Origin of the sequence: Paenibacillus sp. sptzw28, assembly GCF_019550795.1 — a bacterium.
Lineage (GTDB): Bacteria > Bacillota > Bacilli > Paenibacillales > Paenibacillaceae > Paenibacillus_Z.
In genome coordinates this window covers 3,439,860-3,463,376 of record NZ_CP080545.1, presented here as the reverse complement: position 1 = coordinate 3,463,376, position 23,517 = coordinate 3,439,860, and the positions used below count along the sequence as shown (strand labels likewise).

Here is a 23,517-nt window from a genome sequence, read left to right as displayed (position 1 = left end):
TAAATCCGTTATTAAAAACTTTCTCTATAATTCATTACAGTACTATAATTCAGCTGCAGAAAGGACTGACAAACGAAATGAAAAAACGAAGGAATCAAACAATCGCAACCCTATTAGTGCTAAGCTTAACCGCCATATTGGGAGGATGCGGGGGCATAATGCAAAGCTCAAGCTCGGGGTCAGCGCAGAAGCAAAATCCTGCCGCGCCCGCCCCTTCGCCGGCGGCAGTCTCAGACTCAACCGCTCAATCGACGACGCCTGCCGGCTCAACCGCTTCCGGTTCATCCGCGGAAATTGCAAAACCTGCTGCCGCCGCCGGAGAGAAGCCGCTGGCGCCGGAGAAAAATCCGCTCGGTGATATTCCCGATACGCAGGCATTTGTTGCATTCACATCAGCTGAAGGGGGATACAGCTTGGATGTCCCGGAGGGGTGGGCAAGGACGGACAATGGAGCTGATGTGCAATTTGTCAGTAAACTTGACGGTTTAAGCGTACAAATCAATAGCCCCGCCGAAGCGCCTACGGCTGACAGCATTAAAAAATCGTTGGCGGCGGCTTTGGTCAAGAACGGAAGGGCCGTTAAGATCAATTCCGTGAAAGAGGTCTCGCTTCCAAAAGGTAAAGCTGTTGTCATTGCCTACAGCTCCAATTCGGATCCGGATTCCGTAACGGGCAAGCAGGTACGCCAGGAAAATGAAAATTATTATTACTATAACAACAAGAAGCTTGCCGTACTGACATTATGGGCCCCGCTCGGTGCCGATAATGTGGATCAATGGAAGAGAATGTCGGAAAGCTTCAGGTGGACGGGACAATGACGGTGCTGCAGGGGAAAGAAATATACCGGTTTTACCATGCCGGGGAAGAGGAAACGCTTGCTCTTAAGGGAGTAAATATCGAAGTCGGCCAAGGTGAATGGGTCGCCGTAATGGGTCCTTCGGGCAGCGGTAAATCCTCGCTTATATCGATTCTCGCAGGACTTGATATTCCGGACGGCGGACATGTGACCTTAAGGAAGCAGCACATTACCCGGCTGCCCGAAACGGAACGCTCGGCAGCCCGGGCCAATAATATGGGCATAATGCTTCAATCCGGCAATTTATTTTCTCACCTGACGGTGGAGGAGAACATGCTGCTGCAAATCGAGCTTGCCCGGAAGGGGAATAAAGAGCGGGTGGGTGAACTTCTAAGTCGCGTCGGTTTAGGCTTGCGCAGGAATGCCTATGCCTCAGAGCTGTCAGGCGGAGAGGCGGCTAGGGCTGGACTGGCCGTTGCCTTATCCGCAGAACCGGATATATTGCTCGCCGATGAACCGACAGGCGAAGTCGATGGGGAAACAGAACGACATATTATTGCTTTGTTCCATCAGCTGCGTAATCAAGGAACTGCAATCGTGATGGTGACGCACAGTGAGCAGGTGGCGAGGAACGCGGACCGGATCGTGCGTTTGGAGGATGGGAGGGTGCTGCATGGAACAGATTAATGAAATACTGGTTGACGCCGTGGGAGTCGGCTGCGTGTATCATAATGGGCAAACAACCGTTACAGCTCTTGAATCCGCATCCTGTCAAATTAAACCTCGTGCCCGCATTGCCCTGATGGGGCCGTCGGGCAGCGGTAAATCAACACTGCTGCAATGTATCGGCGGATTGGAAATACCAACTTCCGGTTTGATCTCATGGCCTGCTATGGGAGACCGCAATGCTTTGCGCCCTCAGCATGTCGGAATCATCTTTCAAGCACAGAGCTTACTGGCGCCATTGTCCGTCATTGAGAATGTGGAGCTTCCGCTCTTGTTAAATCACACGGGGCGCACCGAGGCAAGGAAGCGGGCTGAAGAGGCCTTGGAACAGTTGGATTTGCAAATGCTTGCCGATAAGCTTCCAGAGGAATGTTCGGGCGGTCAAGCCCAGCGCGCTGCCGTTGCCCGGGTGCTGGCTTGCAGGCCCAAGCTTATTCTCGCTGACGAACCGACGGGCCAACTGGATCACGCGACAGCGCAATCCATGTTGGATGTATTGTTGTCCGCGCTGGGTCAGTCCGAGTGTTCTCTGCTCGTTGCCACGCACGATTTGAAGGTAGCGGAGCGAATGGACACGGTCTGGACAATGAGAAACGGAAGATTGGATGTGCCAACCCGATGATTCAATTAATGTGGTTAAAAGCGCTGCTCAAACGCCGCAAGTCCAGGCTGTTCGGTGTAATGACGGGCGTGGCTATAACTGTCGCCCTCCTGACATTACTCGGTGGCTTTATCGCCTCCAGCGATGCGTCGATGACTAAGCAGACCATCCGGAACATTCCGGTTGATTGGCAGGTACTGCTTACGCCCGGAGCGGATATTAAGGCTATTAACAATGCAATCAGCGAAGCGGGAAAAGTCCAAGCCGCGGCAGAAGTCGGATATGCGGACGCAGCCGGGTTTGCAGCCAAGACCGGAAATACAACACAAACAACCGGACCGGGGAAAGTTGTCGGATTACCGGCAGACTATCGGCATTTGTTTCCGGCAGAGGTTCGTTCCTTGCTGGGGCCGCCCGCCGGAGTGTTGATCGCTCAACAGACGGCCTCTAATTTGCAGGTTTCTATAGGAGATATTGTCACCATCAGTCGGATCGGCCTTCCGCCGGTCCAGGTCAAGGTGGACGGAGTAGTTGATCTTCCGCAGGCGGATTCCTTCTTTCAAGCGGTCGGGGCACCTGCGGGCACATCCCCGCAAGCTCCGCCGGACAACCTTATCCTGCTTCCCGCCCCTGTATACCATCATCTGTTCGATCCGCAGGCGAAGGTCAGGCCGGATACGGTTCGCACGCAAATTCATGTCAAGCTGGCCGAACAGTTATCGCCCAGTCCTTCTGAGGCTTTTGTCCAGGCGCAGAAGCTTGCAAATCACTTCGAGGCAGCTGTCGCAGGAAGCGCGGTGGTTGGTGACAATTTAGCCGCACGTTTGGACGGGGTGCGAGAGGATTCACTTTATACCAGGGTTTTATTCATTATTCTTGGATTACCCGGCGTGCTGCTCGCCATTTTTCTTACTTTGGCCGTTACGGCTTCCGGATCGCAGCGAAGACGGCAGGAACAGGCTTTGCTCAGGATTCGCGGAGCATCCATGAAGCAAATCGTCACGCTTCAAAGTATGGAAGCGGTCGTTATCGGTATCGGCGGTATTGCGGCAGGTATCCTTCTTGCCATTGCAATGTCTTTATTTCTAAAGTCAATTCATATGGGCTGGGACCGGACTACGGTTCAATGGTCGTTTATTGGTGCGGCGGCCGGGTTGCTGGTATCGGCATGTTCGATAGTGCTCCCGGCATGGCGCGATGCAAGAACGGTATCGGTTTCGATATCGAAAACAAGCGTGGGACGGATTCGCAAGCCGTTATGGCGTAGGCTTTATTTGGACTATTTATTCCTCATTCTATCGGTCATCTTCTTCTGGCGGGCGTCCAGCACCGGTTATCAGCTCGTATTGGCGCCTGAAGGGGTGGTGAAAACCTCAGTCAATTACGAAGCCTTCATCGCGCCGCTCAGCTTGTGGCTCGGAGGGACACTTCTCCTGATGCGGGTAGGGAACTTATTGCTGGAACGGGGGAGCGGCATTCTTAATGTGTTATTTCATCCGATTGCAGGAAATTTATCTCATGTCGTCTCGCAGTCTTATTTCCGGCAGCGCGGCACTTTAATCAAAGGGATCATGCTGGTTGTCCTGGCATTCTCATTTGCAGTTTCGACATCCGTTTTCAATACAACCTACAATTCGCAGTCCCAAGTGGACGCGGAATTAACGAACGGTTCGGACGTAATGATTACGGGCTCAACCGCGTATCCTCCCGGGAATAAAGTCGGTCAATTGAAAAAGCTTTCAGGCGTATCCGCCATTGAAACGATGCAGCACCGGTTTGCCTACGTCGGCAGTGACCTGCAGGATTTGTACGGTATTGACCCGAATCGTATTACGGATGTCAGCACCTTATCCGATTCCTACTTCGGCAGCGGCAGTGCCAAAACCACTTTGAAGGCACTGGCTAATACGCCTGACGGCTTGCTGGTCTCTCAGGAAACGATAGACGATTACCAGCTGCAGCCTGGAGATACGATTCATCTTCGTCTGCAAACCGCCAAGGACCATCAATATCATGTAGTCCCCTTTCATTTGGTGGGAATGGTCAAGGAATTTCCGACCGCCCCGAAGGATTCATTTCTTGTTGCCAATGCTTCTTATATTGCCGCACAAACGGGGAACACGGCTCAAGAAATTGTCATGATGAAAGCAAATGGGGCACCGATCGATCTTGCCCGTGAGGCGGTTAAAGCAGTATCAGATTTACCGGGAGCAAAGGTAACCGATGTCGGGTCCGTGCAGAATACGATCAGCTCCAGCTTGACGGCTGTTAATGTCAGCGGCCTTACCAAATTGGAGCTTGGATTCGCCCTTCTGATGATTGCTTGGTCAACGGGAGTCATTCTCGCGCTGGGAATGGCAGAACGAAGACGAACCTACTCGATCTTGACGGCGCTTGGCGCCAAGAAGAAGCAGCTAGGCTCCTTCATTTGGAGTGAAGGCATCTTGATTCTTTCTCTCGGGGCTATATTCGGCTGCGCACTTGGTTTTGGCGAAGCGCAAATGTTTGTAAAGGTACTCACGGGTGTGTTTGACCCGCCTCCAGACTATTTGCAAATTCCCTGGTCATATTTAATGACATTAATCATATTTGCTGTCCTGTCGACAATGACGGCGGTGTGGGGAGCTATACGAATGGCCCGGCAGGGAGTAGTCAAAGCGTTAAGAAATACAAATCTATCTTTCTAGCTGTGTGAACAGGTTATAATATAAAAGTAGTGTCCAGCATTATGAGAACGGGGGAGTCAAATTGGCGCTCCCCTTCCGGCGCTATCGAACTGGTTACTCATATTTCTTCTGAACGGAAGGGGAATTCTGCCATGCGGCAAGTTTTGGTAATTGAAGACGAAAAGAATTTGTCCCGTTTTATCGAAATGGAACTACAGCATGAAGGTATGGAAGTGGCTGTGGCTCATGACGGCAGGCAAGGCTTGGAGATGGCGCTGGGCAAGGAGTGGGATGTTATTCTGCTCGATATCATGCTCCCGGGATTAAACGGAATTGAGGTTTGCCGCCGAATTCGTAATGTCAAAGCAACGCCGATTATTATGTTAACCGCACGCGACAGCATCATTGATAAAGTATCCGGTTTGGACAGCGGAGCGGACGATTATATACCCAAGCCGTTTGCGGTTGAAGAGCTGCTGGCGCGTCTGCGGGTCATTTTTCGCAGAAGCATGCAGCAAGAGGATAAAGAAATATTAACATTCAAGGATATCGTTGTTGACCAGGTATCGCAGATCGTTCGCTGTAATGGCGAGACAATCGATTTAACCAAAAGGGAGTATGATTTGTTGTTATTCTTTATGCGCAATATCAATCGGGTGCTGACCCGTGATATCATTTTGGATCAGGTTTGGGGCTACAACACTGTCGTTGAAACCAATGTGGTCGATGTGTATGTAAGATATTTGCGAACGAAGCTTCAAGAGGGTGAGGATGAATATATTCGGACAATACGCGGCACGGGATATGTGATGCGATGATAAAGCGTTATATGGAAGCTCTGTCATCTATGCCGATCAAATGGAAATTAACCTTATGGTCCTCCGCGTTCATTTTATTCCTGTTTGTTGCTTATAACGGTCTTCAATATGTTGTAATAGAGAAGTGGCTTCTCAAACAAGATATAACCACTGTCGGGAAGAATGCCAACCAAATTCTGAGTTACCTGCAGGATGACAGGAAAATGAGTGAAGCGGAGATCGTTGCAAGCAGGGGATTTCTGGGAAAATTGAATGAAAGAGATCAATTTATCCGCATTTTAAATCAAAATGGCGACCCTATTCTGTCCATTGCCGGCTCCTTTCCTGATCAGTGGGTGAAGCCCCGACTAGTGAAAACGGTTCAAACAGAACAGTTTAGTCATGATGGGGATCTTTACCTTGCCGTCAGATCGCCGATCATGAACCCTGGCTTCAAAGGTACGCTCGAGGTCGTAAGAAATCTTGAGACCAATGATAATTTGATCAATCTGATATTGCTTGTGATGATATGCGCCGCATTAGGAGCCGTTCTATTAAGCGCTTGGGGCGGGATGATGATCGCGCGAAAAATGCTTCGGCCGGTTCAATCCCTGCGGGATACGATAATCAAGGTCAAGAACGAAGGTATCCATGAAAGAGCCGCAGTTTCCAATAACGGCGATGAAATATCCGAGCTTACCCGTATTTTTAACGAAATGATGGAGCAATTGGAGCAGTCGTTTAGACAGCAAAAACAGTTTGTGGAGGACGCATCGCACGAATTGCGAACGCCGCTGACTATTCTTGAAGGGCATTTGTCGGTCCTGAATCGTTGGGGCAAGCATGACCCCGCTGTATTGGATGAATCCCTTTCCATTTTCAAGCAGGAGATCAGACGATTGAAGCTGCTCGTCGAGGAATTACTCCTTCTAAGCCGGACGGAAAGAGAAGAACAAACCATTATTCGGGAGGACATTTGCCCATATGAGATCGTAACCGAATCTATCCATCATTTGTCGGCCGTTTATCCGGAATATGAATTCGATCTGGATCTGAATGATATTATGGATGCTCATATATCCTTTAATCCGAATCATTTTGAGCAAATAATGCTTATTTTATTGGATAATGCGGTCAAGTATTCAGAAGATCTGAAACGAATTGAGGTTGCAGGCAGAATAGAAGATGGAGAGTTGAAACTAAGAGTGAGGGACTACGGTATAGGTATACCCGAATCGGATGTTCCTTTTGTGTTTGAGCGGTTTTACAGGGTGGACAAAGCGCGAAGCAGGGAGAGGGGAGGGAACGGGCTGGGATTGTCCATCGCTCAAAAATTGACAGCCCTTTATGAGAGCACAATTACCCTCGATAGTATGGAAGGTAAAGGCACATCCGTATATTTGAATATTCCACTTATGAAAGCTTAACACCTGCCGAGGATTAGCAATATCGAAGAAGCCGCCTTGACAGGCGGCTTCGCTATTATTTTTCGAACAAATTCTCTAATGCCTCGCGCTGAGGCGGCCTTATATTGATAACCGGACGGGTACTCTTGGCCTGCCGTTCGGCGTCTTCTATGGATTCGGCTAACCCGAGTGTAATTAATGTCCCAATCGCTACGGCGCCCGTCCTGCCTTTGCCTCCGCCGCAATGAAAACCGACCCTCCGGCCGTTATTGTAAGCATCAACAACGTGCTTGATTGCTTGACCGATCAACTCAGCTTGCGGAGTATCCGATTGATCACCGATCGGAACTTGAATCCTCGTTACATGTTCGCTTAAATTGCCGGAGTCTTCAGCTTCTTCCCGCAAATCTATAATAACCTCGCAGCCCGCTTCGGAAATCATTTCTTTCACATCGGCAGCGCCGCCAAGATAGATTCGGTCGCCGACAAGCGCTTGATAATTTCTGGTCATAAGTATCTCCTGTAAGTTAAATTTTCATCCGCTTAAACGATTTGATCTGAACAGGCACCGGAGCAGACGGAGGAGCGCAGCATAGAGAAAGATCCCTTGCGTCGCCCGCGGATTCGAATTCGGAGTCCTCTTTCGTATAGAAGATTTCCCACGCATTCCCGTCCGGGTCATACACCCATACTTTGTCTTGTACGGCATAACAGCAGGTCGTATTCATTTCGTCGATGAGGATCAGATCAGACTGACGCAGCCGCTCGCCCATGGCGAGAACGTCTTCCGTATTATCGACTTGGAATCCAAGGTGGTTGAGAACACCGTCTTTCTCGAACGGCCGTACGTTCAATGAGAAATGCAGGGCAGGACTGTCCAATTCGAACTTCGCATAATTGTCTTTGACTTTTGCCGGTTCAGCTCCAAAGAAGCTGCGGTAGAATGAGAGGGACTTCTCAAGATCCGAACAATTAACAGCTACATGCATGCGTTTGACGGCAGCAGCCATTTATTTACCCTCCTTGACGAACGACTCGATCCGCTGCCTGATAGCGTCACGGACGGTACGGAACTGGGTCAGGATTTCTTCTTCCGTACCGGTCGCTTTGGCCGGGTCTTCGAAGCCCCAGTGCCATTTGATAACGTCCGGGTTCGAAATGACAGGGCAGTGTTCGTCGGCATGGCCGCAAAGTGTAATGACATAAGTTGCCCGGTTTAGAATCTCGGGATCAATTACATTCGATGTATTGTTCGAAATATCCACGCCGGCTTCTTTCATAATCTGGACGGCCCGCGGATTAAGCCCATGCGCTTCGAGTCCCGCGCTTTTTACCTCGTAAGTATCGCCTCCGATGGCGTTCAGGAAGCCATCCGCAATTTGGCTGCGGCAGGAGTTGCCGGTACACAAGAAATAAACGAGTTTCTTTTCCATATTTTTCGATCTCCTTTTTAATCAAGTTGTTTTATTTTAATTAATGATTTTAAGCCATAAGTATAGGCCGGTCAGCGTGATAAAGAGGACAGGAAGTGTCAGCACGATGCCGGTTTTAAAATAAGCGCCCCATGTAATCTTCACTCCCTTGCGGGAGAGGACGTGCAGCCAGAGCAGAGTGGCCAAAGAGCCGATCGGCGTAATTTTGGGTCCCAGATCGGAGCCGATGACATTGGCATAAATGAAAGCTTCGCGGAGCGCGCCGGTTGGGTTGGTTCCGTGAATCGCGAGTGCGTCAATCATCACAGTAGGCATATTGTTCATGATTGAGGACAGGATCGCGGCGATAAAGCCTGTTCCGATGGTTGCTGCGAACAATCCTTGACCCCCAACCCAGTGAAAGACTTTACCGAGCTCATCGGTCAGACCGACATTACGCAAGCCGTAGACGACGACATACATACCGATGGAAAAAACAACAACTGCCCAAGGCGCTTCTTTAATGAGCTTCCCGGTCTTGATATCGGGGCTTCGTCTGGCGATTAGAATAAAGGCGATTGCAGCGATTCCCGCAATGATGGATACGGGAACCCTGATGTACTCGCTTGTCAAATATGCGGCCAGCAGCACTGCAAGGATGATCCAGGAAACCTTGAACAGGTATGGATCCTTAATCGCTTCATTCGGCGTTTTCAATTGCGTTAAATCATATTGCTTCGGTATGCTGCGTCCGAATAAGAGGTAAAGTACCAGCAAACTGGACCCGACGGAGAATAGATTGGGTATAACCATCCGGCTTGCATACTCGACGAATCCGATATTGAAGAAATCAGATGAAACGATGTTGACTAAGTTGCTAACAACAAGAGGAAGAGAGGCCGTATCCGAAATAAATCCGCTGGCAATAACGAAAGGCAGCACCATTCGCTCATCAAACTTTAATGCTCTCACCATCGCTAGGACGATAGGCGTCAAAATAAGCGCAGCCCCGTCGTTGGCGAAGAAAGCGGCTACCGCCGCGCCTAAGAGGATGACATAGACGAACATCAGGTTTCCGTTTCCTCGTGCGATACGCGCCATATGCAGCGCAGCCCATTCGAAAAAACCGATTTCATCGAGAATAAGTGAAATCAGTATTACGGCGACGAACGCAAGAGTCGCATTCCAGACGATAAGCGTGACGTCCCACACATCGTGGAAGCTGACTACGCCTGCAAGCAGTGCAAGTACCGCTCCGCCCGAAGCGGACCAACCGATGTTTAATCCTTTTGGCTGCCAAATGACAAAGATTAATGTGATTAAGAAAATAAGTGAAGCGACCGCCAGCATAAAGCCTCCTGATTAATTGCAGCTCATTTTAACTGCATTGATTTGTTCGTCCATAGAAGGTAATTGATCCAAAATGCCTTGCAAATAAGGCTTATCTTCAATGTTCAGTGAATAATAAATCCATTGACTGCGGCGTGTTTCGCCCACAAGGCCGCCCGTTTTCAATTTCCTTAAATGCTGGCTTACGTTCGGCTGTGTCGTTTGTAAAATCTCAACTATATCGCATACGCACATTTCTTTTTCTTTCAGCATGGCAAGGATCGTTAAACGCGTTTTATCTGAAAGGAGCTTAAGGGTTTCGGCCATGGCGTCAAAGGATATCATTCAACATTCACCTCTTTCCGGTTATTGTTCCCCTTTATATGAGTATCAAAGCGTTAGGCTATTATGATTAAAACACACACTGCTATATAAGTAAAGAATTATATTAGTGAGTGCTGATTTAATTATTTAAGTGCAATAAGTCGAAGCCCTAAGTTAAACTGTTAAAAGGTCAGTCTACGGGGGGCAGAATTTGAATTTAATACAAATGATCATAAAAATATTCAACCTTCATGCAACATGCATAGATAATGTTCCCGAATCGTTCAGTTCACAGGTATACAAGTTTACTCTCGCTAGCGGAGAAACCGTATATTGGTGTGAAAGAAGAGGAATAGAACAGCATAAAGACTTTCTGGTGAAAAGTATATCCATATTGCGGAGGTCGGTAGAGATTAACCTCGCTTGAGTTTAACAATGACCGTATCTGCAGAGTTATCCGGCTATTGACAATATTCTCCCAACCTACTATATTGTATTAAATTACTTAGTGATGAATAAAAATGCACTTGCGGATTGGGGATGGAAAGAGATTGATGCTAAAAGAAAAAATAGTCAACAAAGAAACAGGAATTATAACATATGGCATAACACCCCCGAAACAAAGCAACACTCCCGAGAAACTAGCGGAAATTTCGCAAAAACTGATTGAAAGACTAAAGGATTTGGACATTGACGGTTTAATTATTTACGATGTTCAGGACGAGGCGGAAAGAACAACTCAAGAAAGGCCGTTTCCTTATCTCCAAACGATTGATCCGACTGCATACAGCAAGGAGTACTTGAGCGAGCTCGAGGTACCTAAGATTATTTATCGTTGCGTCGGCAAATATACGGAGACGCAGTTGTCGGAATGGCTCACTTCTGACGCAGAGCAAGACAGATTCTCGGTATTCGTAGGGGCCTCCTCAAGCAAGCAGGAAGTACGGCTTGGTTTGCCGGAAGCTTACAGTTTAAGCAAGAGGTTGAACAACGAGCTAGTGTTCGGCGGCGTCGTCATACCGGAGAGACATTTAAAGAATAATGACGAGCATCTTCGGATTGCGAATAAAGTAAGAAATGGATGCCGGTTTTTTGTTTCTCAGGCGACTTACAATGTCGAGGCGTCAAAGAACTTTCTGTCAGATTATTACTACTACTGTCAGAACAACGAAATAGAGATGGTTCCGATCCTGTTTAATATCGCGCCTTGCGGTTCGCAAAAAACGTTGGAATTTATGAAATGGCTCGGAATAAGCATTCCCAGATGGCTGGAAAATGAATTAATATATTCGAATGATATACTAGATAAATCAATCCGTTTATCACAGGAAGTATTTGAAGAATTAATGGATTTCGGATTAGAGAAGGGTATCCCAATCGGGTGCAGTATAGAAAGCGTGTCGACAAGAAAGGTAGAAATTGAAGCCTCCATACAATTAGTCAGGGACGTGAAATACAGTATGGAGCAAAAGCTTATACAAAAAAGATAAGCGTTGCATGCTGTTATCTTAAATCTTACTAAAATTTTGACCTGCCCCATCACACAGCTGTTTAAAAATGGTAAAATAGACCTAATTGAACAGAAAAGGTGGGTGAAAGGATGACAGTTACTTCCGGCTATTCGATGTTTGAAGTGTTACCGACGTTGATGTTTATTTTCAACGGGTTATTTATGCTGCTTGGAATATATGCTTTATTCCTATTCATTAAACTCGCGATTCGCGGTATACAGGCTCTGGATATATATCTGGATGAAAAGAGAAACAGACGTCTTTGAGGGAGCAGGGCACCAGCGTTATCTCGCCGGTGCCCTGTGTCTTGTCTCTCGGGTTTGCAGCTTTTACTTAATCGGGCATATCTCTGATTTTACTTCATTGCAGCTTGCATAAGTTCGAATATTTTGCGGGTTGTATTTACATTCCTGATTGTCATTTGTCGATATATCTTTGAGCCGATCAGTTTATTCATACCGCTTCGTGTAACATTCTTTCTCTCAACCGACCATAGAATCGCTCCGCCAACGTATTTCACCGTATCAATATCCGGTTTAATAACAAGCTCTTCAAGAACTGACTCACTATTGACCTCATCCCATAAAAACATCACTTCAGTTCTCATCTGCTGGTCGTTAGTCCATGACTCCGGAATGGAGTTCGCGACTGTATTCATATCATCAAAATTAAGGACCACAACTTTGATTTGCAATCCGAAATTTAAATGTATAACTTCTTGAAGAATCAGAGATATTTCCGTTTTTGATTGTCCATGATATGTAAATATAATATTTCCCGAATTGATATATGTCACAACAGAGTTCATACCAGCTTGTTCAAAAGCTTTCTTAAGCAGCTTCATGTCAATTTTATTGTTTCCGCCAACATTGATCCCCCGCAGCAGTGCTGTATAAACCAATTAGCATTCCCCCTAATCAATAATTTCGGTTAAAACGAGAGGCCCGCCATTAAGGCGGGCTCCAGTTGTCTTATTGGAAGAAGAGTTGTGATTTACGATTCACGGTGCTTCACAGACGTCGTAAATAAATTTCTCCAATGCGGAAACATCCGTGATGTTCTTGTTGCATGTGTCGCTGTTCACGCACATATAGTTGCCGAGTGCCTTATAGTAGTCAGGCGAAGCGTTAACCGGTTTCGATTTCGTAATCGCGGAGAATAATGCAACCTCTTCATGGCGGTTGCACAAAAAGCAAATGCTTTTCTTATTCACCGGGGTATATCTTCCTTCTACACCGATGAGCTGCCCGCTCAGATGATAAACGAGAAACAATTTATTCGTTGCGATATCAGTCCAACCAAGGTAGGTCACATAGCGGTAATCGATTGCCGCTAAGTCGGGAACCTTCAGTTTCTTGATTTTGGGAAACAGCTTCTTGATGTGTTTATCCGTTACGTGCTCAAACTCAGCCAAATAAGGCTCCAGTGAAAGCATATAATACTGAAATTCCCGCGCAGTATTTAATGTCGAAATCTTCTCCAGCATTTGTTTTTGAAGCTCGCTCAAATCCGGCAGCGCCTCGTTAATTTTAAGCTGCACGCTATATCTTACCGCGTCCACCACTTTTCGGTCGGAAACGGTATTGCAGGCATTCCGCAGCAGGTCGGCCTGCTTCTTAATCAAGTTATATTGATGGTTTCTAATAAATGGTTTGTCCATGCTTTTCAGCCCCTTATTATTAATGAAATCCAAATAAGGTGCAAAGCCATTATTAGAATCGATATAAGCTTATTCGGGCGACAATGTTAACTTTAATTGCCTTAGCCCCACGCAAAGTATCGCCCTAGTATTAGGCTTTGCATGGGTCGTTACTTCTTCTGACAAAATGATTTGCCATCCCTACCGCCCCCCCTTGTATTGGACATTATAAAATAAATCAAACCTTTGCTGCAACTTTTTGGAAGCAATATGGATATTGCGGAGGATGGTGAACATGCCATCCTCACTTTTTTGCGAATTGTGCTGTCGAATTTAAAGAAAACTGATGAAATCGAATAATATTACAATAGATAGAGCGTTTTCATTTTGATAGAGTTGGTTCTGGGAGTGCTGAACGATGCTTATATGATTACTGTCATTATGGAGTTCAGTGGGGGTGATTAAAGAGTTTAGAACTGTCCTTATCAAAGGTCGGCACTAACTAAAAACGAAAGAAAGACAAGCATTTTGTGCATCAAGTCGCATTAAATGAATGGAGGACTAACAATGATGTTTCTGAAAAGGTTCAATTACGGAAATGAGTTTAAACGTATATTGTCTATTGTCATTTGCATTAGTTTCATGGCAGCGCTCCTGCCTATATCGCCGCGGGTATCTGCAGCTGAGACAACTGTGCAGTCGGTAATTACGGATTATTTACCAACGATTGCTGAGGTCATCGATGCAAGCGGGTTCAAGCATCCCGGTGTTGGGCTTACCAAGGATATTCTAGAGAATGTGAGGGCACAGGTACGGGCACAGAAAGAGCCCTGGAATACCTATTTCAATCAAATGCTCTTATCCGCTGCGGCTGCAAAGAACGTCACCTCCAGCAATCAGAGCGGCGCGGATCCGACGAAACCGGCCAGCAATGCGTTCAACAGCCAGGGCTTTAACTCAAGATTTATAGCCGATGGTTTGAAGGCTTATACTCAAGCTCTGTTATATGTCATAACGGGTGATGAAGTCTACCGGGCAAACGCGATGCGTATTATCCGGATCTGGGAACAGATGGACCCCGCGAAATACGTGTATTTTACCGATTCGCATATTCATACGGGAATTCCGCTCAATCGCATGACTACTGCTGCAGAAATCCTGCGGTATACAAGCACTGAAAACCCGAGCTTGGCATGGACGGATAAAGATACGGCAGATTTCACGAACAATCTGATCAATCCGGTCATCGAAACCTTCCAGCATACGAATTACCGCTTTATGAACCAGCATCTTTATTCGCTGCTGGGAGCCATGTCAGGTTATATCTTTACCGGCAACAGAGACCGGTATAACGAAGGGGTCGAGTGGTTTACCGTCAATAAGACGGCTGTGGATCAAGGGCAGAACGGTGCCATTAAAGCATTATTCAGACTGGTGGACACCAATGCATTGACTGGGGAGCCGGTAGATCCCCCGGTCGTTCAGCATGTGGAAATGGGCCGGGACCAGGCGCACGGCGCCGGAGACATTACCAATGTGGAAATCATCTCGCGGTTACTGCTCGCCCAAGGAACAAAAGTAGACCCGGTAGACGGGACGGCTTCGACAGCGCCGGATGCTGTGGGCCCATACGAATTTCTCGATAACCGCATCTTGAAAGCCGCCGACTTGTTTGCCCGGTTTATGATCGGTTACGATACGCCGTGGATCCCGGTTGCGGCGCATACCGATGCGAATGGAAATCCGACCATCATTTATAAAGACATTTCCGGGGCTTATCGAGGAAGAATCGGCGGTAATGTGTATGACCTATACTATTATTATAAATACACGGCAGGAGTAAATATGGCGGAAGCAGCCCCATATTTTACCGAAATGTTTGCGAAGAGACTGCCCTTTTACTGGGAGTCGCCAGATGGAGGAGCCGATTATTGGCTGTTTATCCCGAAAGAAGCGGAAGCCGAAGGTGCGCAATATCTTCCGAAACCGGTATCGAACCCGGATTTGAGAGAGGTTGAAAACCGATATACCAGGTTTGACGGCAATTCCGCGACAAAGCAGGAAGGAGATACTTCTTTCGTCCAATTCACCGCAACGGAAGAGGGAAGCAAAATTGCGCTCGTAGCCTCAAGCACAGGCTCGAAAACGATCGGATTCCGAATTCGGACCAATGGCACAGCCAAATTGGAGGTTATAGGCGGAATTGGCGATACCATTACGCTGCCTGACACGATGGGGCAGTGGCGGTATGTAACCTATACGATGAACAATTTCCAGTTTTTTGGGGACCTTGTTTATTTCAAGGTGAAAGGCTCAGGGACAACGGTTGACCTCGATCACGTTAATGTAAACGCGGGAGCTCAGCTGACGCCTCCGGTGTTTAGTGCGGGAAATGCGCCATTGAAATTATTTGCCTATGTCGGTTCCGAGGCACCGGTCAAATTCGATTTTACGGCAGCAGACCCGAACGCGACGGACGTCGTTACTTATCAAATCGACAATAAACCGGAGGGTGCTGTCCTAAGCGAAAGCACCGGCGTATTTTCCTGGACGCCGACTGAGGCCGGAACCTACTCCTTTGTCGTGGGGGCATCGGACGGAACCACGGTGACAACTAAAGACGTTACCGTAATCGTAACCGATGACCGGGAGTCGGCGGTGGCCGCGGTAATTACTCCTTATAATCCGAGTACAAATTATATTTCGTCAACTCTTGAACGTTATAAAGTCGTGTATACCGATGTCATGAGTGCGATCAATAGCTCGGCGGATGAGGTTTTCTATCAGAAATTGGTTGGTTTGAGTAATGCGGTTCAGGGACTACAATTGTTGACGCCGCTGTTAAGTGACGGAAGCATGAATTACCTGAATATGTTCGCTTCTTCCACATTCGGTAATGCAGTCCCGAATCTGCTCGATAATGGGAATGGAAGTTTTGTATGCTTCTGTTGGGCTCAGAATTTGACATATTACATGGATTTCGGGCCTGACTTTAAAGTATCGGCCAATGCGTTCGGGCTCCAGGTAAGAGCCAGCTTTCCCGAACGGATCGGCGGCGTTGCCGTATTCGGATCGAACAATAAAGTCAATTGGACACGGTTAACGCCCGGTCTGACGACAGTGACGGAAGATATGCAAAAACTTGACGTAGAGGATAGCCTCAAAGATGAGCAGTTCCGCTTCCTGAAAATCCAGATGATCGAGCCGGCGACCGAACTGTTCCCAGGTGCTCCGATGATTGAGCCGGCTGAATTCCGAATCTTCGGAGAGCGTCATGAGATGGTCACCCAAATTCCCGGCACGATTGCCGAAGCGCTGGCGGAAGCGGAGAAGCTGCCTGACGAAGACTATACGAAACAAAGCTACTACCTGTTCCAGAAAGAATTGGAATATGTGAAGAGCAGCGTCGGCAATCCCGATTATAACGAGCAAGAGCTGATTAATGAAATTTATGATGCCCGCAGTTTGTTGGTACCTTACACAACGTCGCTCTACTCATTCGAAGGAAACGCAAATAATTCGTTCGGGTTCTCTACGTCCACGGGCGGAACCGTTATTGGAGCCGCAGCTTACCCGGCAGGAAAGGTCGGGCAAGCGATCAGCTTAAACGGCACGGACAGCTATGTTGTGCTGCCAGCGACGCAGCCAATGTCGGGCTACAACGAGATGACCCTCGCCACTTGGGTGTATTGGAATGGAAGCAGCCAGTGGCAGAGGATCTTCGACTTTGGCAATAACACAAATCAATATATGTTCCTCACGCCGAGATCGGGCAATAACACACTTCGTTTCTCGATCAAGAACGGTAGCGAACAATTTGTGGAAACGGCGCAATTGCCGGTGGGTCAATGGTCTCATGTCGCGGTGACACTAGGGAATGGAACGGCGAAGCTGTACGTGAACGGCGTGCTGAAGGCGGCGAAGACCGGTATCACGATCAAACCGGGCGATTTCCAGCCTGGCACGAACTATATCGGCAAAAGCCAGTTTTCCGATCCGCTGTTTAGCGGCATGGTCGACGAATTCCGTATCTACAATCGCGTTTTAAGCGATGGCGAGATCGGGGCTGTGTATAATCAAACCGGGTATGGGAATGACAACAGCTTGCTTAAATTCTTGTTGGAGCAGGCTGCTGCAGCAGGCAATGCCGGCATCTATACGGCTGACAGCGTGCATGCTTTGCAGCAGGAAATACCTTCGGCGCAGGCTGTCGCATCCGATTCAGGCGCAAGCCAGGCTGAGGTTGACGCCGCAGCCGATCGTTTAAGAGGGGCCTATGAAGGTCTGGTCTATCTGCCGGGCGTTCCGGCGATTGCTCCCGTTGCGGACAAAACCGTCATCGCGGGCAATCAGCTCTCTTTCAAGCTTCACCAGTTGAACTCCGTAACCGGTACCGTATTCAGTGTAAGCGGACTGCCGCAAGGAGCGGTTTTCGATCCAGATAAGCGCACAGTCGCATGGACGCCTGCCAGAACGCAGGGCGGAGTCTATACGTTAACCTTAACCGCTGCAGCGGAAGGAGGGTCTACTTCCCGTACCGTCAAGCTCACCGTAAAAGGCGATCCGGTCATCGCTCCGGGTGGAACGGTGGAGCTTAAGACAAGACAAGCGTTTACGTATCAGGTGAAAGCGACGGATCCTACCGGTGCGGCTCTAACTTACAGCGCTGCCAAACTGCCTTCGGGCGCGGCGTTTGATCCTGTCACAGGTATCTTCACGTGGACTCCGGCTCCGGCGAATTACGGCGACAACTTTGCCATCTTTACCGTTAGCAACGGGCTGTTTACGGTCAGCCAAACGGTTGCTTTCAAGGTTAGTCTCGGACTGCTGATGCCAGACGGCTATACCAAGGGCAGCTACTACCTGTATAAGAAGGAAGCGGAACGGATCCAGGCTGCGCTTGCGCTGCCGGACGCCGATAAAGCGGCGCTTATCCAACAGCTCGCTCAAGCCGAATCATTGCTGGTGCCTGCATCCACACTTCCCGCGGCGAAAGTTGCCGTGACGTCTTCGATGGTCACCGCTTCTACTGTAGTCTGGCCTGACGCCAACGCGGGGTCAGCTGCACAGAACGGTTGGCGGGCTTTTGACGGCAATACGGGCACCTATACCGATACCACAGCCAACCCAAGCTGGATTCTTGTCGATTTAGGTGCGGACAATGCCAGAAGCATCGGAAGTGTCAAATTCTATCCGAGAACCAATTTTGTATCCAGGGTAAAGGGCTCTATCATTCAAGGGTCGAATGATGGAATGGCCTGGACCGATCTTTATACGATTAACGGCATCACTGCGGCGGCTTGGAATACAGCGTCGATTACAAATGCGACAGCCTTCAATTATCTGCGCTTCTATTCTCCCGCCGGTAACTCGAACGTCGCTGAGCTTGAGTTCTATGACAAGCCGATCGACAAGACATTGCTTCCGATCTTACTGGAAGAAGCCGGTGCAGTCGATACCGGGCTGTACAAAGAGGAGAGCATACAAGCGCTTCAGGCGGAAGTAAAGAAAGCGCAAGAGGTCTACAGCAATGAGGCTGCAGCTCAGCCCGAGATCGACTCGGCATCAGCGAGATTGATTGCTGCACTCAAGGGGCTGCAGTGGAAGGATGTTACTGTGTCTGTAGACCCTGCGGCTCCGGGAGGCAAGAACGGCTGGTATACATCCCCAGTCACAGTGACCATGTCTCCTGCGGCAATCGCGGAATACAGCCTGGACGGAGGAGTCACCTGGGCAGTCTATGGCGCGCCTGTCACCCTGGCACAAGAGGGAACGCATCAGGTGCAGTACCGCCGTTCGGTCGATTCGGGAGAAGCGAACAAGCTTGAGATTAAGATCGACCGGAGCGCACCCGTCGTTCAGATAATGGGCTCGGCGTCGTACACGATCGATCAGACGGTGAGCATTACATGCAGCGCGACGGATGTTATCTCGAGCGTATACGGTACGCCGTGCGGCCAGCCGCTGGTTCAGGCCAAGGCTTACTCACTGCCCGCCGGTCAGAATACTGTAACGATCACAGCAGAGGATATGGCGGGCCATCAAACGACAGCTGCGCACACGTTTACGGTGACAGTTACGTTTGACAGCTTAAAGACAGTGACAAACTCATTCCTGAAGGCGACGGGTACCAAAGAGTGGGATACAGTCGTAAAATCGCTGAACCAAAAGCTGGATCAGGCGAAAGCAGCGGCAGGCAGCGGCAGAATAGACGCGGCTAAGAGCATGATGGCCGACTATATTGGCCAAGTGACGGACCAAACCGGGAAATTTTTCACGGGGGAACAGGCGGACATTCTGATCCGATGGGCTCGAATTGTGATCTAGCGCAAACGGAATTTCCCAGGCGTCATCCAGCAGCACTGTAGGACTTGCGTCTTATGAATTGAGAGCAATAGTATACAAAAAAAGCGTTTTAACTTTAAATTAAAGTTAAAACGCTGTTTTTTTGCATGCAGCTTTTTGAACTAAATAGCTTAAGCTAGTCGAATAGGGAGGCTCTTAAGGGATTGGCCCAGCGCCGAATCGGTCAAATGGTCGGTCACCTCGAAGCCCTCAACCGCCCCGATATCGGCGAAACGCTTTACAAAGGAGGAGAGCGCGATACGCGCTTCCATGCGGGCAAGCGGGGCGCCCAAACAGAAATGCGGACCGGATCCGAACGCGAGATGCTGTTGATTATTCGGGCGATGGGCATCAAACTCATCCCCATGGGCGAACTGGGCCTCATCCCGATCGGCGGCACCGACCCACGCCATAATCATTTGCCCTTGCTTCATTTCGTGTCCGAAGACTGCGGTATCTTGCGTTATCCTGCGATCCATGACTGACGGAAAGCGGAAACGCAGCACTTCCTCAAGCAGCTTGGGAACCAATGACAAGTCGGCTCGCAGCTCCTGATAAATACCCGGCTGGTCAAACAGCATGGAATAAAAGGCGTTGGAAATGAAAGTCGTCGTCGTTTCATTTCCGGCACCGAGCAGTCCGATGGAGGACATGACCACTTCCTCATCCGTTAATTGCTCGCCTTCAAGCTCGGCTTTCGTCAAGTCGGAGATGATGTCATCGGCTGGATTCTTCCGTTTCTCCAGCACGATGGGGTACAAGTACTCATAAAACTCCTTCATGACCTGTGCTTTCTGAGCGTTAATGTCGTCGTAAGTTTCCTTGGCAAACGGAAGGAAGATGATGTCTGACCAGGTTTTAATCATCGCCCGGTCTTTGGATGGGACGCCGAGTAAATCCGAAATGACAACCACGGGAAGAGGAATCGCCAGCTTCTGCATAACATCTATTGTTTCCAGCCCTTCCATATCCATGATCAATTCATCGACAATAGCCTGAATTCGGGGTTCCCATGCCTCAAGGGTACGGGGGGCGAACGCAAATTTCGTGCAAAAGGATGGTTTGATCGACTGAACTCATAAAAAATCCCTCCTAAATGATCCATTTAAAATAAGGTAAAACCATATCTCAATAAAGCCATCTTGCAAACCCGGGTTTTCACAAAATATGGGAAAGAATCGCCAACTCCATCCTTTCATCTCTGTCGTGGACATAATTTACAATGTGTTGTATAATCCACGGTGTATAAATTAGATTATAAACAGAAATAGTGAGTTTACAAGCGACGCTTATTGATGAAGTGTACAGTAATATACATGAAATTCATTTTGTGTAGTTTAACTTGAAGATGTTCTACGTAAAGCAGGAAATTGTAGCTTACTATCTAATAAGGAAAGGAATGGGATACGATACGATGGATAAGATAAAGCCGCGCATGGATCCCCGAATACTTCGTACTCGTCAATTGATTAGAGATGCCTTTGTTGAACTGCTACAGGAAATGGATCTCGAGAAAATTTCAGTTAACCGCATCGCAGAGCGAGCCACTATCAACCGCGTTACCTTCTATCTTCATTATCGAGACATTCCGGATATGCTGGAAAAAATGGCTGATGATATGGCCCTGGACATTAAGCGGATTTCAGAGAATACGAGGGTGAATCTGAATACTGAAGAAGATGCGGATTGGCCGGTACTGGTGAATGTACTCGAGCATATTGCCGAGCATGCAAAATTTTATAAAGTCATTCTCGGCTCCAGACGAACTCCGATCTTTACGGAACGTCTGCTAAAGCTGCTAACGGAATCGATTACCGCCAGATGGGAGAGAATGGAGAACGACTCCTGCCTCACGACAGAAGGTATTCAGAAGGACATTGCCATTTGGTACGCATCTTCAGCCCTGATTGGAACGATCGTTTCTTGGCTTAGAAACGACATGCCATATACTCCGCATTTTCTTGCCAAACAATTTTCTTTGCTTCGGCCTCATTTCCAGAAGAACAAACCAAAAGGGAAGTAAATCTGAAACCTATACTTATCTTCTAATGAGAAGGGGGAATGCTGTTTGATCATAAGACAAATGAATCAAAACGATTGTGAATATATTCTGAAGGCAGCGGACGACTGGTGGGGAGGTCATTATTCAAGCGATATGTTATCCAGATGGTATATCCATCATTTCCGCGAAACCTGTCTATTGGCCGAAGAAAACGGGAAGATTGTTGGATTCATTATCGGTTTCCTGTCACAATCCGAACCGGACGAGGCCTATATTCGAATCGTGATGGTTGACCCCGCTTGGCGCGGCAAAGGCATCGGACGCTCGCTTTATGAAACATTTTTCGAACGTGCCGGATCATTAGGAAGAAGTGTCATTCGATGTGTGACTGCTCCGGGAAAAAAGAATTCCATAGCATTTCATGCCCGGCTTGGTTTCATGATTGAGCCTCAGGAACAAGAACTGGGGGGTGTACCGGCATTTATTAACTATGATGGCCGCGGCGGTAACCGGGTAGTTTTCAAGAAGGTCTTGGATAATATGAGTGAGCTTTAACAATGTTCAAATTACCAGAGAGGACGAACTCTATGATTACAAGAGAATATATACTTTCGCGGATTGAAGAAGGCTTGAAGGACACTAAACAAATAAACGCGATCTGGTTAGAGGGTTCAGACGGCACTAATTCAATGGACCAATATTCCGATATTGATATTGTATTTGATGTTGAAGACGGTTTTGGGAATGAAATATTTAGCCTCTTGGAGAATATATTAACAGATATTGGTAGAATAGATTTATCTTATGAAGAACCGCGAAACAACCCGAACTCAAGATATAAAGTGTATCATTTACAAGACACCCCCGATTCCTTATTTCTTGACATTACTGTTCAAATTAGCAGTGAACATAAATTTATCACGGAAAATGACAGTGAAATTCCATACATAATCTTCGACAAAAAAGGCGTTGTACAATATGAAAGCCTTGATGCAGATGAACTTAACCTGCGGTTAATTAACCGGTTATACCACCTTGAAAATATGATGAATCAGAAAGCAAGGGCAAAGAAATACGTAAAGCGTAACAAATTCCTTGAAGCGATGGGTTATTATCACAAATTCGTTGTAACCCCGCTTATCGAGTTATTACGTATCAAATACAAACCTATTAATCATGATTACTATATTGTTTCCATATCGAAGCATCTTCCGCCTGATGTACTTGGAAAATTGGAAGAACTGTTTAAAATCGGTTCAGTTGATGACCTGGAAATGAAAATTGAACAGTCACAATTATGGTTTAGTGAGCTTCTTAAAGAACTAAGAGAAGAGTTGGAGAAACCTTAAAGTGAGCCCTTTGGAAGGTTGTGACTGTTTTGAATGGACGATATCCCAAAAGAATAACGAGGCGTTCCTTTTTGAGTACATCCGGTAAGGTGGTGCTGGGAGCAGCAGGGATTTTGGCGGGGAGTACCGGATTGTTTTATTATGGGGCTGTAAAGTATAAGGGGCGGACTCCCCAAGAAAGGCCAGGGAACATAGTAATTCTGGGCGATCTGCAGGAGTTGATGGCTGTGGAAGGCGTGAAAAAAGTTCATTACCAGGCTGTCATACAAGATGCGTGGGTTACGAAACCGATCAATTCTTTCGTTTATGTGAAAAACGATACAAAGAGCGGCGTACACATTATGTCACCTTCATGCACTCATCTGGGATGTGAAATAGAACCTGCTCCGGAAGCGGAGCGCGGTGCTGTAAATGGGCTTTTCTTCCGATGCCCATGTCATGGCGCCGAATTCGACATAAAGGGAAATGCAGTCAAGGCTGTGTCGCAAGGGCTTGATACATTTGAACCTATTATCATTCACAACAGTGTGTATATCGATATTTTATCGCCGATAAAGGGAAGTATTGTTAACAGAGTCTAATAGATAAGCGATATCATTTTTGTTGCATAGGGG

Annotated in this window: 21 protein-coding genes; 13 read left to right on the top strand and 8 right to left on the bottom strand. The window is 47.7% G+C overall.

Translation table 11 applies throughout. The annotated features are described in order from the left end of the window. Positions 1-158: 158 nt before the first annotated feature. From KZ483_RS15575 to KZ483_RS15550, 6 genes are all read left to right on the top strand, one after another. On the top strand, positions 159-818 hold the full coding sequence (locus KZ483_RS15575; RefSeq protein ID WP_220348344.1) for a hypothetical protein: 660 nt from the start codon (positions 159-161) through the stop codon (positions 816-818). After that, positions 776-1,483 carry an ABC transporter ATP-binding protein gene (locus KZ483_RS15570; RefSeq protein ID WP_220348343.1) on the top strand — a complete coding sequence of 236 codons (708 nt, stop codon included), beginning with the start codon at positions 776-778 and terminating at the stop codon, positions 1,481-1,483. The genes KZ483_RS15575 and KZ483_RS15570 overlap by 43 nt, the downstream gene beginning before the upstream one ends. Then, the gene (locus tag KZ483_RS15565; protein ID WP_220348341.1) at positions 1,470-2,144 is read left to right on the top strand and encodes an ABC transporter ATP-binding protein; all 675 of its coding nucleotides are present in this window, start codon (positions 1,470-1,472) and stop codon (positions 2,142-2,144) included. The genes KZ483_RS15570 and KZ483_RS15565 overlap by 14 nt, the downstream gene beginning before the upstream one ends. Further along, positions 2,141-4,810 carry an ABC transporter permease gene (locus tag KZ483_RS15560; RefSeq protein ID WP_220348340.1) on the top strand — a complete coding sequence of 890 codons (2,670 nt, stop codon included), beginning with the start codon at positions 2,141-2,143 and terminating at the stop codon, positions 4,808-4,810. The genes KZ483_RS15565 and KZ483_RS15560 overlap by 4 nt, the downstream gene beginning before the upstream one ends. 131 nt (positions 4,811-4,941) lie before the next feature. Further along, positions 4,942-5,607 carry a response regulator transcription factor gene (locus KZ483_RS15555; RefSeq protein WP_220348339.1) on the top strand — a complete coding sequence of 222 codons (666 nt, stop codon included), beginning with the start codon at positions 4,942-4,944 and terminating at the stop codon, positions 5,605-5,607. After that, positions 5,604-7,013 (top strand): HAMP domain-containing sensor histidine kinase, encoded by a 1,410-nt coding sequence (locus KZ483_RS15550; RefSeq protein WP_220348338.1) that lies wholly within the window; start codon positions 5,604-5,606, stop codon positions 7,011-7,013. The genes KZ483_RS15555 and KZ483_RS15550 overlap by 4 nt, the downstream gene beginning before the upstream one ends. A gap of 55 nt (positions 7,014-7,068) precedes the next feature. On the opposite strand, the gene KZ483_RS15545 is transcribed toward KZ483_RS15550, so the two are convergent. Genes KZ483_RS15545 through KZ483_RS15525 form a run of 5 tightly spaced genes read right to left on the bottom strand, consistent with a single transcriptional unit; the run spans position 7,069 to position 10,078 of the window. After that, positions 7,069-7,503, bottom strand: coding sequence for a protein-tyrosine phosphatase family protein (locus tag KZ483_RS15545; protein WP_220348337.1), 435 nt, complete (start codon positions 7,501-7,503; stop codon positions 7,069-7,071). 16 nt (positions 7,504-7,519) lie between these two features. After that, positions 7,520-8,002, bottom strand: coding sequence for an ArsI/CadI family heavy metal resistance metalloenzyme (locus KZ483_RS15540; RefSeq protein ID WP_220348336.1), 483 nt, complete (start codon positions 8,000-8,002; stop codon positions 7,520-7,522). Beyond that, complete coding sequence (gene arsC, locus KZ483_RS15535; RefSeq protein ID WP_220348335.1) at positions 8,003-8,425, bottom strand: arsenate reductase (thioredoxin); 423 nt, start codon at positions 8,423-8,425, stop codon at positions 8,003-8,005. It lies immediately after the preceding gene. Positions 8,426-8,461: 36 nt separating this feature from the next. Beyond that, complete coding sequence (locus tag KZ483_RS15530) at positions 8,462-9,754, bottom strand: arsenic transporter (protein WP_309568583.1); 1,293 nt, start codon at positions 9,752-9,754, stop codon at positions 8,462-8,464. Between the two features lie 12 nt (positions 9,755-9,766). Beyond that, positions 9,767-10,078 carry an ArsR/SmtB family transcription factor gene (locus tag KZ483_RS15525; protein WP_220348334.1) on the bottom strand — a complete coding sequence of 104 codons (312 nt, stop codon included), beginning with the start codon at positions 10,076-10,078 and terminating at the stop codon, positions 9,767-9,769. 533 nt (positions 10,079-10,611) lie between these two features. Between KZ483_RS15525 and KZ483_RS15520 the strand changes: the two genes are divergently transcribed. Further along, positions 10,612-11,547: a methylenetetrahydrofolate reductase gene (locus KZ483_RS15520; protein ID WP_220353470.1), complete on the top strand. Its 936-nt coding sequence runs from the start codon at positions 10,612-10,614 to the stop codon at positions 11,545-11,547. A gap of 110 nt (positions 11,548-11,657) precedes the next feature. Continuing rightward, the gene (locus tag KZ483_RS15515) at positions 11,658-11,834 is read left to right on the top strand and encodes a hypothetical protein (RefSeq protein ID WP_220353749.1); all 177 of its coding nucleotides are present in this window, start codon (positions 11,658-11,660) and stop codon (positions 11,832-11,834) included. 89 nt (positions 11,835-11,923) lie between these two features. Here the strand turns inward: KZ483_RS15515 and KZ483_RS15510 are convergent, their stop codons facing one another. Continuing rightward, a complete protein-coding gene (locus KZ483_RS15510; RefSeq protein WP_220348333.1) occupies positions 11,924-12,469 on the bottom strand; it encodes a DUF1697 domain-containing protein in 546 nt (181 codons plus the stop codon). Between the two features lie 99 nt (positions 12,470-12,568). Further along, positions 12,569-13,228, bottom strand: coding sequence for a FusB/FusC family EF-G-binding protein (locus tag KZ483_RS15505; RefSeq protein ID WP_220348332.1), 660 nt, complete (start codon positions 13,226-13,228; stop codon positions 12,569-12,571). Positions 13,229-13,774: 546 nt separating this feature from the next. Here KZ483_RS15505 and KZ483_RS15500 point away from each other — a divergent pair. Next, positions 13,775-19,534, top strand: coding sequence for a LamG-like jellyroll fold domain-containing protein (locus tag KZ483_RS15500; protein ID WP_220348331.1), 5,760 nt, complete (start codon positions 13,775-13,777; stop codon positions 19,532-19,534). 149 nt (positions 19,535-19,683) lie between these two features. On the opposite strand, the gene KZ483_RS15495 is transcribed toward KZ483_RS15500, so the two are convergent. After that, positions 19,684-20,526: a cytochrome P450 gene (locus KZ483_RS15495; RefSeq protein ID WP_220348329.1), complete on the bottom strand. Its 843-nt coding sequence runs from the start codon at positions 20,524-20,526 to the stop codon at positions 19,684-19,686. A gap of 440 nt (positions 20,527-20,966) precedes the next feature. Between KZ483_RS15495 and KZ483_RS15490 the strand changes: the two genes are divergently transcribed. The 4 genes from KZ483_RS15490 to KZ483_RS15475 all read left to right on the top strand — a co-directional run bounded on the left by KZ483_RS15490 (position 20,967) and on the right by KZ483_RS15475 (position 23,484). After that, the gene (locus KZ483_RS15490) at positions 20,967-21,575 is read left to right on the top strand and encodes a TetR/AcrR family transcriptional regulator (RefSeq protein ID WP_220348328.1); all 609 of its coding nucleotides are present in this window, start codon (positions 20,967-20,969) and stop codon (positions 21,573-21,575) included. A gap of 45 nt (positions 21,576-21,620) precedes the next feature. Further along, positions 21,621-22,109, top strand: a complete 489-nt coding sequence (locus KZ483_RS15485; RefSeq protein WP_258881271.1) for a GNAT family N-acetyltransferase — start codon at positions 21,621-21,623, stop codon at positions 22,107-22,109. A gap of 32 nt (positions 22,110-22,141) precedes the next feature. Next, positions 22,142-22,903: an aminoglycoside 6-adenylyltransferase gene (locus KZ483_RS15480; RefSeq protein ID WP_220348325.1), complete on the top strand. Its 762-nt coding sequence runs from the start codon at positions 22,142-22,144 to the stop codon at positions 22,901-22,903. A gap of 227 nt (positions 22,904-23,130) precedes the next feature. Next, positions 23,131-23,484 (top strand): QcrA and Rieske domain-containing protein, encoded by a 354-nt coding sequence (locus tag KZ483_RS15475; RefSeq protein ID WP_220348323.1) that lies wholly within the window; start codon positions 23,131-23,133, stop codon positions 23,482-23,484. Positions 23,485-23,517 lie beyond the last annotated feature (33 nt).

What these genes read in the sequence shown, in the direction of transcription:
- KZ483_RS15575 (WP_220348344.1), top strand. Translation starts at nt 159, where the DNA reads ATGCAAAGCTCAAGCTCGGGGTCAGCGCAGAAGCAAAATCCTGCCGCG.
- KZ483_RS15570 (WP_220348343.1), top strand. Translation starts at nt 776, where the DNA reads ATGGAAGAGAATGTCGGAAAGCTTCAGGTGGACGGGACAATGACGGTG.
- KZ483_RS15565 (WP_220348341.1), top strand. Translation starts at nt 1,470, where the DNA reads ATGGAACAGATTAATGAAATACTGGTTGACGCCGTGGGAGTCGGCTGC.
- KZ483_RS15560 (WP_220348340.1), top strand. Translation starts at nt 2,141, where the DNA reads ATGATTCAATTAATGTGGTTAAAAGCGCTGCTCAAACGCCGCAAGTCC.
- KZ483_RS15555 (WP_220348339.1), top strand. Translation starts at nt 4,942, where the DNA reads ATGCGGCAAGTTTTGGTAATTGAAGACGAAAAGAATTTGTCCCGTTTT.
- KZ483_RS15550 (WP_220348338.1), top strand. Translation starts at nt 5,604, where the DNA reads ATGATAAAGCGTTATATGGAAGCTCTGTCATCTATGCCGATCAAATGG.
- KZ483_RS15545 (WP_220348337.1), bottom strand. Translation starts at nt 7,503, where the DNA reads ATGACCAGAAATTATCAAGCGCTTGTCGGCGACCGAATCTATCTTGGC.
- KZ483_RS15540 (WP_220348336.1), bottom strand. Translation starts at nt 8,002, where the DNA reads ATGGCTGCTGCCGTCAAACGCATGCATGTAGCTGTTAATTGTTCGGAT.
- arsC (WP_220348335.1), bottom strand. Translation starts at nt 8,425, where the DNA reads ATGGAAAAGAAACTCGTTTATTTCTTGTGTACCGGCAACTCCTGCCGC.
- KZ483_RS15530 (WP_309568583.1), bottom strand. Translation starts at nt 9,754, where the DNA reads ATGCTGGCGGTCGCTTCACTTATTTTCTTAATCACATTAATCTTTGTC.
- KZ483_RS15525 (WP_220348334.1), bottom strand. Translation starts at nt 10,078, where the DNA reads ATGATATCCTTTGACGCCATGGCCGAAACCCTTAAGCTCCTTTCAGAT.
- KZ483_RS15520 (WP_220353470.1), top strand. Translation starts at nt 10,612, where the DNA reads ATGCTAAAAGAAAAAATAGTCAACAAAGAAACAGGAATTATAACATAT.
- KZ483_RS15515 (WP_220353749.1), top strand. Translation starts at nt 11,658, where the DNA reads ATGACAGTTACTTCCGGCTATTCGATGTTTGAAGTGTTACCGACGTTG.
- KZ483_RS15505 (WP_220348332.1), bottom strand. Translation starts at nt 13,228, where the DNA reads ATGGACAAACCATTTATTAGAAACCATCAATATAACTTGATTAAGAAG.
- KZ483_RS15500 (WP_220348331.1), top strand. Translation starts at nt 13,775, where the DNA reads ATGATGTTTCTGAAAAGGTTCAATTACGGAAATGAGTTTAAACGTATA.
- KZ483_RS15495 (WP_220348329.1), bottom strand. Translation starts at nt 20,526, where the DNA reads ATGGATATGGAAGGGCTGGAAACAATAGATGTTATGCAGAAGCTGGCG.
- KZ483_RS15490 (WP_220348328.1), top strand. Translation starts at nt 20,967, where the DNA reads ATGGATAAGATAAAGCCGCGCATGGATCCCCGAATACTTCGTACTCGT.
- KZ483_RS15480 (WP_220348325.1), top strand. Translation starts at nt 22,142, where the DNA reads ATGATTACAAGAGAATATATACTTTCGCGGATTGAAGAAGGCTTGAAG.